Here is a 13391-nt window from a genome sequence, read left to right as displayed (position 1 = left end):
CTCCGGGGTCCTGCAGGACCGCGGAAGCGTGCACAACACCCCCACAGCACGCCGCACGGCCCTAGCGTGCGGCGTCATGGCGCACCGATCGGCGCTCGTCGCCGTCTCCGTAGTCCAGCTCGCCGCGCAACTGGCCGGCCAGGTCGTCGCCCTGCGACGGCGGCGGTACTTCGACACCCCGCTCCCGCTGCTCACCGGCGATCCGGCGCACGTGGGACGGGACTCCCTGTGGGCGGGCACCGCGTTCAGCGCACCGGCCCACATGATGGTCGCCCAGGCGTGGGCCACCGCCCGGGTGGCGCGGGGCGACGATCTGGGCCGGCAGGTCCTGCGGGTGCTCGGCGCCGTCATGGTCCCCGGTTACCTGCTCGAGCGATCCGCCCGGCAGAGCCTCCGCCCCGGCGGTGTGGACCCGGTCGAGACCTCGATCGTCGCGGTGGCGCTGAGCGGTGCGGTGGCGATGGTCGTGCTCGCCCGGCGCTGACTCACCCGCCCTCGCGGCCGTAGTCCGGCCCGACCTCCGCGACGAACGCCTGCCAGTCGCCGGTGGGCTGCGCGCCGCCGCTGACCTCGGCGGCGAGCTTGTCCAGGTACCAGTGCCAGCCCATCGCGAAGTCGGCGACGTCGGCGTCGGCCGGGAACACCTGCACGAACCGCAGGTGGGTGCGACCGCCCTCGGTCCACAGGTCCAGGTCGATGCGCCACGCGTCGGTGTCCTGCTGCTCCCACTCGATGACCAGCCGCCGGGGCGGGTCGCACTCGACGATCGTCGCCGGCTCGCCGGTCTGCTCCCCCGCCTCGTGGGTCATGAAGAAGGTGCCGGTGCCGCCCGGACGGCGCTCGCCGTCGTACCGGCCGATCCACCGGGCGAGGCGTTCGGGTTCGGTGAGCGCCGCCCAGACGTCCTCCATCGGATCGGGCCACGACCGGCGGAACTCCAGTCGCTGCCGGCCGTCCTCGCACCGGGTCACCGTGCCGCGCCGGGTCACCGTGCCGCGCCGGGTCGCAAGGTCCTCGGTCATCTGCTCTCTCCTGCCCCTCGTGCCCGGCGTCCGCGGGCGATCTCGGTGTCCAGTGCGTCCAGCCGGTGCGCCCACAGGTCGCGGTAGGGCTCCAGCCAGTCGTCGAGCTCCCGCAGCGGTCGCGGGTCGAGCGCGTAGAGCCGCCGCTTGCCGTCGCTGCGGACGCGGACCAGCCCCGCTTCGCGCAGCACCCGCAGGTGCCGGCTGACCGCCGGCCGGCTGACCGGGAAGCGGCTGGCGAGCTCGCCCGCGGACCGCTCGCCGTCCACCAGCAGCCGCAACAGCTCCCGGCGGGTCCGGTCGGCCAGGGCCGCGAGCGCCTCCACGCTTTATGCGTAACACATGGGTTACGCGTTGCGCCAGGGTTCGCGGTCTCGGGCGTGGGGCATGCGAACGCCATGACGGTCACCGATCCCGACGTCCCAGACCCGCTCAACGACCCGCGCACGCTGCAGGCCGACCCGGGCGCCTCCGGCCAGGGAGCCGACCTCGCATCGGGCGAGGACGACGCCGAGGCGACCGGCGAGGACGAGCTCGCCACCAGCCGGACGGAGGCGGACGAGGCCGGCGGCGGCGACGTCACCGGCGGCGCCTTCTCGGAGGCCCCGCCGGCCTGAGCGGCCGCGCCTCCGGCGTGACGGAGCGGTCCGGTCCGGGTATGCCCGCGACCGTCACCCGCTCCCGAACCGAGGAGGACCACATGGCCACCGGTGAGACCGGATTCGAGGACGTCTTCTACGACCTCGTCTCCGTGCAGTACCACTCGCTCAAGGCCGGGCACGACTACGGGCAGTACGTCAGGGACGCAGAGAACGCGGGCCTGGACGACGTCGCCGGCTTCTTCCGAGACGTCATGGAGCAGGACTCGGCGCGCGCGAGGCGCTGCCACGAGTTCCTGAAGCGGCTCTCGGGCACCGAGCAGGGCGGGCCGGCCACGCAGTAGCACGATGGGCGGATGATCCGGACACCGCTCACCCGCTGGTTCGACCTGACGACGCCGATCATCGGCGCGCCGATGGCCGGGGTCGCGGGTGGTGCGACGGCGCGCGCGGTGTCCGAAGCCGGTGGACTCGGCATGGTCGGGGTCAGCGGCCGGCACACCGCCGAGTTCGTGACCTCGGAGAGCGCGATCCCCGCCGAGGCGGAGCTGCCGTTCGGCGTCGGGCTGATGACCTGGACGCTCACCGAGCACCCCGAGCTGTTCGAGGCGACGGTGGCCGCCCAGCCGAGCCTGGTCTCGATGTCCTTCGGCGATCCGGCGCCCTACGTCGGGCCGCTGCACGACGCCGGCATCGCCGTCGCCGCCCAGGTGAACACGCTCGCCGATGCCCGCCGGGCGCTCGAGGCGGGCGTCGACGTGCTGGTCGCCCAGGGCACCGAGGCCGGAGGGCACACGGGCCAGCGGGCGTTGCTCCCCCTGCTGCAGGAGGTCCTCGAGCTCACCGACCGTCCGGTCGTCGCCGCCGGCGGCATCGCGACCGGCCGGGCGATGGCCGCGATGCTGGTCGCCGGAGCCGCCGGCGTCTGGGTCGGGACGGCGCTGCTCTCCTGCACCGAAGGGCTCAATGCCGCTGCCGCGCGTGAGCGCATCCGGGCGGCGACCGGGGACGAGACGGTGCTGACCCGCGCCTTCGACGTCGCGGAAGGCATCGCCTGGCCGGAGCGCTGGCCGGGGCGCGCCCTGGTCAACGACTTCTCCCGCGCCTGGCACGGGCGGGAGGCCCAACTGGTCACCGACGACGCCGCGCGTCGGCTCGTCGTCGAGGCGAGGCGCACCGGCGACCCGGCGCACGCACCGCTCTACGCCGGGGAGGCCGTCGGACTGGTGACGACCGAACGGTCCGCGACGGACGTCGTCCGCGAGCTCGACGCGTCCGCGGAAGCGGCACTCGGGGCGGCGAGCCGGCTCGTGGACCGAGGCTGATCAGACGGCGCAGCCGCCGTCGTCGCAGCCGTCCGCGGCAGCCACGGTGACGAGTGGGTGGGCGTCGGCCCAGGCCCGCTCGAGGATCTGCAGCAACAGCTCGGCCGGCTGCGCGCCGGCGGCGCCGTACTTCCGGTCGACGACGAAGAACGGGACGCCCGTGGCGCCCAGCGCCTGGGCGGTGGCGCCGTCCTGGCGGACGGCGGTCAGGTAGCGCCGGTCGCTCAGCACCGCGCGGAGCTCCGCCTCGTCCAGACCCACCTCGACGCCGAGCTCGACGAGCGAGTCGACGTCGAACACCGACCGCCCCTCCTCGAAGTGGGCGTGCAGCAGGCGCTCCTTGGCCTGGCCGCCGAGGCCGCGCTCGGCGGCCAGATGCAGCAGCTCGTGGGCGCGCAGGGTGTTGCCGCTGATGCCGTCGGCCAGGTCGTACTCCAGGCCCTCCTCGGCGGCGATCTGCTCGACGCGGGCCATGGTGGCGCGCATGGCGTCCTGACTGGTGCCGTACTTAGCGGCCAGGGCCGGCAGCGTCGGGTGCGTCTCACCCTCAGGCACGGACGGGTCCAGCTGGAACGACCGCCAGACGACCTCGACCTGATCGCGGTGCGGGAACCGCTCGAGGGCGGTCTCGAGCCGGCGCTTGCCGATGTAGCACCACGGACAGACGACGTCGGACCAGACCTCTACCTGCATGCCCGGACCAACTTCGTTGTCCGTTCAATCATTCCGAAGGTTCGGGAGCTCAGTTTCCTCGCTCCTGAGCCTCCGTTCAGCGGACGCCGACGAGGTCGACCACGAAAACGAGGGTTGCGCCCGGCTGGATGACGCCGCCGGCGCCGCGGTCGCCGTAGGCCTTGTGCGCGGGGATGGTCAGCCGCCGGCGGCCGCCGACCTTCATGCCGGCGATGCCCTCGTCCCAGCCCTGGATGACCATGCCCACGCCCAGCCGGAACTCCAGCGGGTCGCCCCGGTCCCAGGACGCGTCGAACTGCTCGCCGCCGTCGTGGGTGACGCCGACGTAGTGCGCGCTCACCAACGTGCCGGGGGCCGCCTCGGCCCCGTCGCCGACGACGATGTCCTCGATCACCAGGTCGTCGGGCGCGGGTCCGGTCGGCGGCTCGACGTCCGGGCGGGTCAGCTCGGCCACGGTGCTCCCTCCAGGCCAGGACGGTCCCGGCACCGACTCCATCCAAGCAGCGGATGCCGGGAACCGCCCTCCCGCCTCGGATCAGACGCGGTCGACCAGGACGTCGTCCGCGGGGGCAGCGGGACGCGGGATGGCCGGCTCGAGGCGCTCGTCGCCGTCCGTCGGGCCCGAGTCGAGGGGGTGCTCGAGCTCGTCGACGTGCAGCCGCCAGAGCAGGATCGCCACGACCGCGAGCACCGGCGGGACGAGCCCGGCGACCAGAAAGGTCGTGGTCAGCCCGATGACCTGGCTCACCGTGCCGGCCAGGGCCATCGACAACGGCATGAAGCTCAGCGAGACGAAGAAGTCGAGGCTGGACACGCGACCGAGCAGCTCGGGCGGCACGCGCCGCTGCAGCAGCGTGCCCCAGATGACCATGCCGGCCTGGAACGTGGCGCCCATGACCGCGCCCGCGACGAGCATGAGCCACAGCTCGGCCCCGAGGCCGAAGACGACCAGGGGCACGCAGCCCAGGCCCCACAGCAGGTTCATGACCGTCAGGTACCGGCGCGGCAGGCGCAGCGACGCGACGACCAGCGAGCCCACCGCACCCCCGACGCCGAAGGCGGCCAGCACGTAGCCGTGCTGCGTCGGACCACCGCCGGCGTCCTTGATCGCAAACGGCACGAGCACCTCGAGCGGGCCGATGAAGACCAGCAGCATCAGCGACGCGAACAGCAGCGTGGCGAGCAGCCACGGCGTGCGGACCATGTAGACGAAGCCCTCGCGGACGTCGGCCAGCAGCCCGGGGGTCGCCTCGCCGCCGGCCGGCAGGTCGCGGCGGACCGGGGTCGTCGGCAGGCTCCACAGACACGCCCCCGCGAGCAGGAACGCCGCGGCCGTGGCGGCCATGGCGGCGCCGGGCGACCATGCGGCGACCAGGAACCCTGCCGCGGCCGGGCCGGCCGCGTTCTGCAGCACCGGCCGGAGCATGCCCTCGAGGCCGTTGACCGCCAGCAGCTCGTCCGCGGGCACGAGCGCGGGGACCAGTGCCGAGTACGCCGGGTAGTACATGCCCATCGCCAGCCCGCCGACCAGCGCCACGGCGGCCAGGTGCCAGAGCTGGAGGACGTCGGTCAGGGACAGCGCGGCGACGAGCGCGACGGTGCCGCCCTGCACCACGTCGGTGGCCAGCAGGATGCGGCGCTGTGGGAGCCGGTCGGCCAGCGCCCCGCCGAGCAGGGTCGTGGCCAGCATGCCCCCGGCCGACAGCGCGGCCACGAGCGACAGCGCCGCGGGGCCGCCGCGCAGCGCGACCACCTGCCAGACGACGGCGACCGCCCACAGCCCGGCCGCGAGCAGGGACAGCGCCATCGACGCCGCCAGCAGGCGGTAGTGAGGCAGCCGCAAGGGCGCGAGCGCGCGCGGCAGGGCGGTCATGGTTCTCCTTCGGGGGCGCCCGTCATGGTCGACGACGGGTACGACAGTTCGCACGCCCATTACTCATCGGCGGTGGACGCGCCCCGAGCAGCGGCCGTCTGGCCGGCGTCATACGGTCGGCGCCATGCTCGATCACCTGTCCCTGCAGTGCATGGACGTCGACGCGGCGGCGGCCTTCTACCCGCGGGTCTTCGCGTCGTGCGGCGTCCGCGTGCTCATGCGGCACGGCGACACGGTGGGGCTCTGCGGCCCCGACAACTTCCCGCGGCTGTGGCTGGGGGCGGCCGTCGACACCGGCACCCGCCCGGTGCACCTGGCGATCTCGGCGCCGTCCCGGGACGCCGTCGACGCGGTGTTCACCGCGGCGCGGGAGGCCGGCGCGGACATCCTGCACCAGCCGCGCGTGTGGCCCGAGTACCACCCGGGCTACTACGCGGTCTTCGTCCGTGACCCCGACGGCAACAACGTCGAGGCCGTGCACCACAGCTGGTCGGCGTGACCCCGGACGACGCGCCCTGGTGGACCCGTGCGGTCGTCTACCAGGTGTACCCCCGCTCGTTCCAGGACTCCGACGGCGACGGCATCGGCGACCTCGGCGGCGTCCTGCAGCGGCTGGACCACCTGGCCGACCTGGGCGTCGACGTCCTGTGGCTGTCGCCGGTCTACCGGTCGCCCATGGCCGACAACGGCTACGACATCAGCGACTACCAGGACGTCGACCCGCTGTTCGGCTCCCTGGAGCAGCTCGACGAGCTGATCGCCGGGCTGCACGCCCGAGGGATGAAGCTGCTCATGGACCTGGTGGTCAACCACACCAGCGACGAGCATCCCTGGTTCCGGGATTCGCTAGCGGCGGCAGCAAGCGGGACTGGTACTGGTGGCGGCCCCCACGCCCGGGCATGGCCGGCGGCGACCCGGGCGCCGAGCCGACCAACTGGCAGTCGTTCTTCTCCGGCCCCGCGTGGGAGTTCGACGAGACCAGCGGCGAGTACTACCTGCATCTGTTCGACCGCAAGCAGCCCGACCTCAACTGGGAGAACCCGGAGGTCAGGCAGGCGGTGTACGCGATGATGCGGTGGTGGCTCGACCGCGGGGTCGACGGCTTCCGCATGGACGTCATCAACATGATCAGCAAGGCCGTGAACCCGGACGGCTCGCTGCCCGACGGCCCCCCGCTGCCGGGGTCGGCGCTCGGGGACGGGACGCCGCACTTCTTCTGCGGGCCCCGGATCCACGAGTTCCTGCAGGAGATGCACCGCGAGGTGTTCGCCGGCCGCGAGGGTGCGTTCCTGACCGTCGGCGAGATGCCCGGCGTGACCGTCGAGCAGGCGCGTCTGTTCACCGACCCCGCCCGCGCCGAGGTGGACATGGTCTTCCAGTTCGAGCATGTCGGCCTCGACCAGGGTGCGACGAAGTGGGACGTGCACCCCCTGCGCATGCGCGACCTCAAGGCGTCCTTCGGGCGATGGCAGGCGGGGCTGGCCGAGGTGGGGTGGAACAGCCTCTACTGGGACAACCACGACCAGCCGCGCGCGGTGTCCCGCTTCGGCGACGACAGCCCCGAGTGCCGCCGTGACTCGGCCACCTGCCTGGCCACGCTGCTGCACCTGCACCGCGGGACGCCCTACGTCTACCAGGGCCAGGAGATCGGCATGGCGAACTACCCGTTCGCCTCGGTCGACGACTTCCGGGACGTCGAGTCGGTCAACCACTTCGCGGCCGCGATGCTGGCCGGGGAGGACGCATCGGCCGTGCTGACCGCGCTGCGCACGATGAGCCGCGACAACGCCCGCACCCCCGTGCAATGGGACGGCTCGCCGAACGCCGGGTTCACCACCGGGACGCCGTGGCTGCCGGTGAACCCGGACCACGGCGAGTGGAACGCCGCCGCCCAGCGCGAGGACCCGGACTCGGTGTTCGCCCACTACCGGAAGCTGATCGCGCTGCGGCACGAGGAGCCGGTCGTGGCGCTCGGCGACTTCACGATGCTGCTTCCGGACCACGACGACGTCTACGCCTTCACCCGCAGCCTGGACGGCGACACGCTGCTGGTCGTCTGCAACCTGAGCCGGACGCCGTACCCGCTGGCCGACCTGCTGCCCGATGCGGCGAACGGGCGGCTGGTGCTCGGCAACCTCGGCGCCGGCGACCCCGCCGTCCTGCGGCCGTGGGAGGCCCGCGTCCTCCGGCCCTGATGGAGTGATCCCTCCGCGTGACGCGGAGGGATCCACTCCCGTTCACACCGCGACGGCGATCTTGCCGGTGATCTGCCCGTCGATCAGCTGCCGGACGGCGGCCGCCGTCTCCGCGAGCGGCACGGTGCGGTCGAGCAGCGGCGTGACCGCACCCGTCTCGATATATCCGGTGAGGGCCCCCAGATCCTCGGCGTTCTCCCTGTTCACGAAGAAACCCAGCCGCTGGCCGACGAACGGGGAGAGCAGCGCCGCCCGGAACTGACGGCCCAGCCCGTCGAGCAGCCGGCCGCCCGTCTCCCCGCCGACGATGACCAGCCGTCCCTTCGGCGTGAGGGTCGGCCGCAGCTGCGCGAGCGGGCGCCGGCCGGCGATGTCGACGATCGCGTCGTACCGGCCGGCACCGAGGTCGTCGGCGCGGTAGTCGACCACCCGCGCGGCGCCGAGGGCGCGTACCGCATCGAGCTTGGCGGCGCTGGCCACCCCGGTCACCTCGGCACCGAGCGCGACCGCGATCTGGACGGCGAAGCTGCCGACACCGCCGGAGGCGCCGATCACCAGCACCTTCTCCCCGGCCCGGACCCGCGCGTGGTCGCGGACCGCCTGCAGGGCGGTGCTCCCGGACACGGGGACGGTCGCCGCCTGCTCGAACGAGAGGTTCGCCGGCTTCGGCGCGAGCTTCTTCGCAGGGGCGACGGCGTACTCGGCCAAGGTGCCGTTGGCCGACGCGGTGCCGTACACCTCGTCGCCGACGTGGAAGCCGGTCACCCCGGGGCCTACGACGTCGACCGTGCCGGCCAGGGTCCGGCCGGGGTTGATGAACGTCGGCCGACGCAGGCCGAAGGCGAGACGAGCGGGATAGGGCAGGCCGGCCATCAGGTTGCCAAGTGCCGCGGTCCACGCTCGCGGCACGGACCCGGACGAGCACCTCGCCCTCCCGCACCACCGGCCGCGCGACGTCTCCGAGGGTCAGCACGTCCTCGGGCGCGGCGCCGTACCGCGTCTGCACGATCGCCGTCATCGTCGCGGCCTGCGCCGGGCGTTCGCTGGTCCTCATGATCTCCGTCCCCTCTGTCGGTTTACAGCGTAAGTTTGGAACTTACGCTGTAAGCTTGTCAAGAACCGGACGACCGAGGAGAACGCCATGACCGCCGCCCGCCGGCCGAGGACACCGCTCAGCCGGGAACGAGTGCTCGACACCGCGGTCGCTCTCGCCGACGAGATGGGCATCGAGGCGCTGAGCATGCGCAAGCTCGGCGAGGCGCTCGGCGTGGAGGCGATGTCGCTGTACAACCACGTGGCGAACAAGGTCGACCTCCTCGACGGCATGATCGATGCCGTCTTCGCCGAGATCGGGTCGCCCTCGGCTTCGGCGGGCTGGCGGGCGGCGATGTGCGAGCGGGCGATTGGGGTGCGCCGGGTGCTGCGCCGGCACCGCTGGGCGATCGGCCTCATGGAATCGCGGACCTCGCCCGGCCCCGCGACGCTGGCGCACCACGACGCGGTGATCGGCGTGCTACGGGGCGGAGGTTTCACGATCGCGCAGACCGCGCACGCGTTCGCGCTCCTCGACAGCTACATCTACGGCTTCGCGCTGCAGGAGAACGGGTTGCCGTTCGAGGGGGCGGAGGAGACGGCGCAGGTGGCGCGCGAGATCTTCGCGGGCTTCCCCGCCGACGCCTACCCGCACGTCGTCGAGCTGACGACCCAGCACGTGCTGCAGCCCGGATACGACTTCGGCGACGAGTTCCAGTTCGGCCTCGAGCTCATCCTCGACGGCCTCGAGCGGCTCCTGCGCCGGCCGTGACGGAGTGGTCTCACCGCGTGACGCGGAGAGAAACCACTATGCGAGGGGGCTGCCCACTATGCGAGGGGGCTGCGCGGTAGCAGGCGGTCGCTGATGATTCGCTTCTGGATCTCGCTGGTGCCCTCGAAGATCGTGGTCAGCCGGGCGTCACGCCAGTGCCGCTCGACCTGGCGCTCGGTGGTGTAGCCGTTGCCGCCGTGCAGCTGCATGGCCTGATTGGTCACCCGCACCGACATCTCGGTGGCCTCGAGCTTCACCATCGAGGCCTCCTTGTGCACCGGCAGACCGAGGTCGAGCAGGTGCGCCACCTGGCGGTAGAAGGCCCGCGACTGCTCGATCTGCGCCGCCATCTCGGCGACCGCGAAGCGCAGCGCCTGGAAGTCGCCGATGGGATGGCCGAACTGCTCCCGTTCCTGCAGGTAGACGATCGAATCCTCCAGCGCGGCACGGGCCAGCCCCACGGCACGGGCGGCGGTGTGCACCCGTGCGGTGTTCAGGAACTTCTGGGCCTCGGCGAAGCCCGCCTGCTTCGCGGCAGCCGTGTCGAGGCCCTCCTCCTCGCTCTCCTCGCGGGCGGCGCGCGCCTCGTCGATGACGTTGTCCTTCGGGATCCGGACGCCGTCGAAGGTGAGGTCCCAGGTCAGGAAACCGTGATACCCGATCTTGTCGATCGGGTGGCCGGACAACCCCTCGGGGAACTTTCCGCGTTCCTTCTCGAGCAGCAGGTTGAGCAGGCCGGCCGAGCGCGACTCACCGTCCTCCGGGTCCCGCTCCCGCACGAGCACCTGGATGAAGTCGGCCGCCTTGGCGTTGCCGCACCACCGCTTGCGCCCCGTGACCACCCACTCGTCGCCGTCCAGCACGGCCCGGGTCGAGACGCCGGCCAGGTCGGAGCCGGCGTCGGGCTCCGACAGCGCGATAGCGCCGATCCACTCGCCGCGGGCGCTGCGTGCCAGCAGCTCGTGCCGGCGGTCGGCGTCGGCCACCGCCGTCCCGAGGCCCTGCGAGCGGGCCAGGATGCTGGCGGTCGACATCCAGGCGCGGGCCAGCTCCTCGCTGACCATGCAGTACTCGAACACGCCCAGGCCCAGCCCGCCCTGCTCGGCAGGCACCGTGATGCCGAAGTAGCCGAGCTCGGCGAGGCGGGCGAGCAGCGACTCGGGGATCTCGCCCTTCTGCGGGTCGAGCTCGTTGGCGACCGGCAGCACCTCGTCCATGGCGAACCGGCGCGCCTGCTCCTGCAGCTTCTCCCGCTCGGGCGTGTGCCAGGGCGGCAGCAGCGCCGGCGGCTCGGGCTGCCAGGTCTCGTCGGCGGTCGCCATGGCTCGTCCTCCTCGGTGAGGGCGGTGATTCCGTACACCTTGGCCGCTGACCATGCCCGCCGCATGCCGCCGTCATCCCTGAAGGTGATGGAGACCACCGACCCGCGCCTTCGGTACAAAAGCGGGGTCAGGAGCTGGTGCGCTCCCTCGCCAGCGCCACGTAGTGGTCCAGCAACGCCGCGTCGTCCACCGCGCCGCGGTTGACCGCCCTCGCTGGGTCGGCCCCCTGGAACAGCCGCTTGAGCGGCACCTCCAGCCGCTTCCCGGTGCGCGTGTGCGGCACCCCGGGGACGGCGATGATCTCGTCGGGCACGTGCCGGGGTGACGCCTGCTCGCGGATCGCGGACTCCAGCCGCCCCACCAGCTCCTCGGTCAGCTCCGCCCCCGGCGCCAGCTGCACGAACAGGGGCATCCAGTAGCCACCGTCGCGCTGTTCCACCCCGAGGACGACGCAGTCGACGACCTCCGGGACCGACTCCACCACGGCGTAGATGTCGGCGGTGCCCATGCGCACGCCGCCGCGGTTGAGCGTCGAGTCCGACCGGCCGGTGATCAGGCAGGTGCCGCGCTCGGTGACCTCCAGCCAGTCCCCGTGCCGCCACACGCCGGGCCACGGCTCGAAGTACGCCTCGCGGTAGCGAGCGTTCCCCGGGTCGTTCCAGAAGTACAGCGGCATGGAGGGCATCGGCTCGGTCACCACGAGCTCGCCGAGCTCGCCGACGACGGGTTCGCCGTCCTCGTTCCAGGAGGCCGCCGCGACGGCGAGCATCGGCCGCTGCAGCTCGCCCGCCACGACGGGCAGCAACGGGCTCGAGCCGATGAAGCCGGTCGCGACGTCGGTGCCGCCCGACAGCGACCCGAGCAGGACGTCGGACTTGACCGCCTCGTAGACCCAGCGGAAGGCCGCCGCGGGCAGGGGTGACCCGGTGGAGCCGATGCCCCGGACCGCCGACAGGTCGTAGTTCTCCCCCGGCCGCAGCCCCGCCTTCTCGCAGGCGGTCAGGTAGCCGGCGCTGGTGCCGAGGTAGGTGATGCCGGTCCGCTCGGCGAGGGCGAACTGCGCGTCGAGCGAGGGGTGGTTGGGCGCGCCGTCGTAGACCAGCACCGTCGCGCCGGTGAGCAGCGCCGACGTCGAGATGTTCCACATGATCCAGGCGGTCGAGGCGTACCAGAACAGCCGGTCGCCGACGCCGACGTCCAGGTGCAGCTCGATCTGCTTGCGCTGCTCGAGGACGACGCCACCGTGCCCGTGCACGATCCCCTTGGGCAGACCGGTCGTGCCCGACGAGTAGACGATCCACAGCGGGTGGTCGAAGGGCGGCGCGGCGAACTCCGGCTCCTGCTCGTCGGCGACCGCCTCGGCCCACGGCAGTGCGCCGTCCGGCAGCTCGTCCGGGAAGAGCCGCGGCACGGCGACCGTCGTCCGCACGCTGGGCATCGCCTCCCGCAGCTGCGCGACGACGTCCCGGCGGTCGTGGTTCTTCCCGCCGAACCGGTAGCCGTCGACCGCGACCAGCACCGTCGGCTCGATCTGGGCGAACCGGTCGAGCACGGCACGGGTGCCGAAGTCGGGCGCGCACGAGGACCAGACCGCGCCGATCGACGCCGCGCCGAGGAAGGCGACCACGGCTTCGGGCACGTTCGGGAGGTAGCCGGCCACCCGGTCCCCCGGCTGCACGCCGAGCCGGCGCAGGGTGGCGGCGAAGGCCCCGACCTGCGCGCGCAGCGCGGCCCAGGAGACCTCGACGGGCGCGGCGTCCTCGGTCGCGACCACCAGCGCCGGGTGGTCGGAGGCGTGGCGCAGCGCCTGCTCGGCGTAGTTGACCGTCGTCCCCGGGAACCAGACGGCGCCGGGCATCTCCCGGGAGGTCAGCACCCGGTCGTCGGGGACGCCGGGGAGGACGCCGGTCCACTCGGCGAGGTCGCCCCAGAACTGGTCCAGGTGCTCCACCGACCATCGCCAGAGACGGTCGTAGTCGGCCGGCTCCCCGAACTCCCGACCGCGCCGCTCGGCCACCCACCGGGCGAAGGCGGCGATGCGGGTGGCGTGCATGCTCTCCGCGGTGGGGCGCCAGAGTTCGGGCTCGCTCACGACCCGCACCATGCCATCCTGTCCGGACGCGGACCACGCCCGACTCCAGGAGCACCCGTGCAGCCCGAACCCGAACGCAACGTGCTGGGCGGCCCGCTCGAGCCGTGCGGGACCGAGCCCCTCACCGGCTTCTACCGGGACGGCTGCTGCAGCACCGGCCCGGAGGACCTCGGGTCGCACACCGTCTGCGCCGTGGTCTCCACCGAGTTCCTGCAGATGCAGCGCCGACTGGGCAACGACCTCACGACCCCGCGGCCCGAGTACGGATTCCCGGGCCTGCGGCCCGGCGACCGGTGGTGCGTGGTGGCCGTCCGGTGGCTGCAGGCCTACCAGGCCGGTGCCGCGGCGGGCGTCGTCCTCGCCTCGACGAACCAGGCAGCGCTGGAGATCGTGCCGATCGAGGCGCTGCGTCAGCACGCCGTCGACGTGCCCGACGACATCGGCGACCTGGGCTGAGGGCGCCTAG

16 protein-coding genes and 1 pseudogene are annotated in these 13391 nt (G+C 72.9%); 9 read left to right on the top strand and 8 right to left on the bottom strand.

The window, feature by feature from the left end; all coding sequences use genetic code 11:
• The first annotated feature begins 76 nt into the window (after window positions 1–76).
• Window positions 77–484 carry a hypothetical protein gene (locus MVA48_RS17375; RefSeq protein ID WP_246982021.1) on the top strand — a complete coding sequence of 136 codons (408 nt, stop codon included), beginning with the start codon at window positions 77–79 and terminating at the stop codon, window positions 482–484.
• A gap of 1 nt (window position 485) precedes the next feature.
• On the opposite strand, the gene MVA48_RS17370 is transcribed toward MVA48_RS17375, so the two are convergent.
• Both MVA48_RS17370 and MVA48_RS17365 read right to left on the bottom strand, forming a co-directional pair.
• Window positions 486–1022, bottom strand: coding sequence for an SRPBCC family protein (locus MVA48_RS17370; RefSeq protein ID WP_246982020.1), 537 nt, complete (start codon window positions 1020–1022; stop codon window positions 486–488).
• Window positions 1019–1348 (bottom strand): ArsR/SmtB family transcription factor, encoded by a 330-nt coding sequence (locus MVA48_RS17365; RefSeq protein WP_246982019.1) that lies wholly within the window; start codon window positions 1346–1348, stop codon window positions 1019–1021. Before MVA48_RS17365 ends, MVA48_RS17370 begins: the two co-directional genes overlap by 4 nt.
• Before the next feature lie 72 nt (window positions 1349–1420).
• Between MVA48_RS17365 and MVA48_RS17360 the strand changes: the two genes are divergently transcribed.
• The 3 genes from MVA48_RS17360 (at window position 1421) to MVA48_RS17350 (ending at window position 2946) form a co-directional block, all read left to right on the top strand.
• Window positions 1421–1639, top strand: coding sequence for a hypothetical protein (locus MVA48_RS17360; protein ID WP_246982018.1), 219 nt, complete (start codon window positions 1421–1423; stop codon window positions 1637–1639).
• Between the two features lie 83 nt (window positions 1640–1722).
• Complete coding sequence (locus MVA48_RS17355) at window positions 1723–1965, top strand: acyl carrier protein (RefSeq protein ID WP_246982017.1); 243 nt, start codon at window positions 1723–1725, stop codon at window positions 1963–1965.
• Window positions 1966–1977: 12 nt separating this feature from the next.
• Window positions 1978–2946 (top strand): NAD(P)H-dependent flavin oxidoreductase, encoded by a 969-nt coding sequence (locus MVA48_RS17350; RefSeq protein WP_246982016.1) that lies wholly within the window; start codon window positions 1978–1980, stop codon window positions 2944–2946.
• Here MVA48_RS17350 and MVA48_RS17345 read toward each other — a convergent pair whose 3' ends face one another.
• The 3 genes from MVA48_RS17345 to MVA48_RS17335 all read right to left on the bottom strand — a co-directional run bounded on the left by MVA48_RS17345 (window position 2947) and on the right by MVA48_RS17335 (window position 5512).
• Window positions 2947–3639: a DsbA family oxidoreductase gene (locus MVA48_RS17345; protein ID WP_246982014.1), complete on the bottom strand. Its 693-nt coding sequence runs from the start codon at window positions 3637–3639 to the stop codon at window positions 2947–2949.
• A 76-nt stretch (window positions 3640–3715) separates the two neighbouring features.
• The gene (locus MVA48_RS17340; protein WP_305852261.1) at window positions 3716–4093 is read right to left on the bottom strand and encodes an FKBP-type peptidyl-prolyl cis-trans isomerase; all 378 of its coding nucleotides are present in this window, start codon (window positions 4091–4093) and stop codon (window positions 3716–3718) included.
• Window positions 4094–4174: 81 nt separating this feature from the next.
• Window positions 4175–5512 (bottom strand): MFS transporter, encoded by a 1338-nt coding sequence (locus MVA48_RS17335; protein WP_246982012.1) that lies wholly within the window; start codon window positions 5510–5512, stop codon window positions 4175–4177.
• Window positions 5513–5636: 124 nt separating this feature from the next.
• On the opposite strand from MVA48_RS17335, the gene MVA48_RS17330 reads away from it, so the two are divergent.
• The 3 genes and pseudogenes from MVA48_RS17330 (at window position 5637) to MVA48_RS17320 (ending at window position 7707) form a co-directional block, all read left to right on the top strand.
• Entirely contained in the window at window positions 5637–6011 is a 375-nt protein-coding gene (locus MVA48_RS17330; protein ID WP_246982010.1) for a VOC family protein, read from the top strand.
• Window positions 6008–6307, top strand: a pseudogene (locus tag MVA48_RS17325) (alpha-amylase family glycosyl hydrolase); the annotation flags it as partial. The gene MVA48_RS17330 and the pseudogene MVA48_RS17325, both read left to right, overlap by 4 nt.
• Before the next feature lie 104 nt (window positions 6308–6411).
• A complete protein-coding gene (locus MVA48_RS17320; protein WP_246982008.1) occupies window positions 6412–7707 on the top strand; it encodes an alpha-amylase family glycosyl hydrolase in 1296 nt (431 codons plus the stop codon).
• Window positions 7708–7749: 42 nt separating this feature from the next.
• Here MVA48_RS17320 and MVA48_RS17315 read toward each other — a convergent pair whose 3' ends face one another.
• Window positions 7750–8616, bottom strand: coding sequence for an NAD(P)-dependent alcohol dehydrogenase (locus MVA48_RS17315; protein WP_246982006.1), 867 nt, complete (start codon window positions 8614–8616; stop codon window positions 7750–7752).
• 232 nt (window positions 8617–8848) lie between these two features.
• Between MVA48_RS17315 and MVA48_RS17310 the strand changes: the two genes are divergently transcribed.
• Complete coding sequence (locus MVA48_RS17310; protein WP_246982004.1) at window positions 8849–9511, top strand: TetR/AcrR family transcriptional regulator; 663 nt, start codon at window positions 8849–8851, stop codon at window positions 9509–9511.
• Window positions 9512–9567: 56 nt separating this feature from the next.
• Here MVA48_RS17310 and MVA48_RS17305 read toward each other — a convergent pair whose 3' ends face one another.
• On the bottom strand, window positions 9568–10833 hold the full coding sequence (locus tag MVA48_RS17305; RefSeq protein ID WP_246982002.1) for an acyl-CoA dehydrogenase family protein: 1266 nt from the start codon (window positions 10831–10833) through the stop codon (window positions 9568–9570).
• A 127-nt stretch (window positions 10834–10960) separates the two neighbouring features.
• Window positions 10961–12925, bottom strand: a complete 1965-nt coding sequence (locus MVA48_RS17300; protein ID WP_246982000.1) for an acetoacetate--CoA ligase — start codon at window positions 12923–12925, stop codon at window positions 10961–10963.
• Between the two features lie 57 nt (window positions 12926–12982).
• Here MVA48_RS17300 and MVA48_RS17295 point away from each other — a divergent pair, with 57 nt between their 5' ends.
• Window positions 12983–13381 carry a DUF2237 family protein gene (locus MVA48_RS17295; protein WP_246981998.1) on the top strand — a complete coding sequence of 133 codons (399 nt, stop codon included), beginning with the start codon at window positions 12983–12985 and terminating at the stop codon, window positions 13379–13381.
• The last annotated feature ends 10 nt before the right edge of the window (window positions 13382–13391 follow it).

Origin of the sequence: Blastococcus sp. PRF04-17, from assembly GCF_023016265.1 — a bacterium.
Taxonomy (GTDB): domain Bacteria; phylum Actinomycetota; class Actinomycetes; order Mycobacteriales; family Geodermatophilaceae; genus Blastococcus_B.
Note: the sequence above shows the minus strand (reverse complement) of the source record. Positions and strands in the feature narration are given on the sequence as shown.

Coding starts and splice junctions, on each gene's coding strand:
- MVA48_RS17360 (WP_246982018.1), top strand. CDS start 1,421: ATGACGGTCACCGATCCCGACGTCCCAGACCCGCTCAACGACCCGCGC.
- MVA48_RS17305 (WP_246982002.1), bottom strand. CDS start 10,833: ATGGCGACCGCCGACGAGACCTGGCAGCCCGAGCCGCCGGCGCTGCTG.
- MVA48_RS17350 (WP_246982016.1), top strand. CDS start 1,978: ATGATCCGGACACCGCTCACCCGCTGGTTCGACCTGACGACGCCGATC.
- MVA48_RS17345 (WP_246982014.1), bottom strand. CDS start 3,639: ATGCAGGTAGAGGTCTGGTCCGACGTCGTCTGTCCGTGGTGCTACATC.
- MVA48_RS17320 (WP_246982008.1), top strand. CDS start 6,412: ATGGCCGGCGGCGACCCGGGCGCCGAGCCGACCAACTGGCAGTCGTTC.
- MVA48_RS17355 (WP_246982017.1), top strand. CDS start 1,723: ATGGCCACCGGTGAGACCGGATTCGAGGACGTCTTCTACGACCTCGTC.
- MVA48_RS17375 (WP_246982021.1), top strand. CDS start 77: ATGGCGCACCGATCGGCGCTCGTCGCCGTCTCCGTAGTCCAGCTCGCC.
- MVA48_RS17335 (WP_246982012.1), bottom strand. CDS start 5,512: ATGACCGCCCTGCCGCGCGCGCTCGCGCCCTTGCGGCTGCCTCACTAC.
- MVA48_RS17310 (WP_246982004.1), top strand. CDS start 8,849: ATGACCGCCGCCCGCCGGCCGAGGACACCGCTCAGCCGGGAACGAGTG.
- MVA48_RS17370 (WP_246982020.1), bottom strand. CDS start 1,022: ATGACCGAGGACCTTGCGACCCGGCGCGGCACGGTGACCCGGCGCGGC.
- MVA48_RS17330 (WP_246982010.1), top strand. CDS start 5,637: ATGCTCGATCACCTGTCCCTGCAGTGCATGGACGTCGACGCGGCGGCG.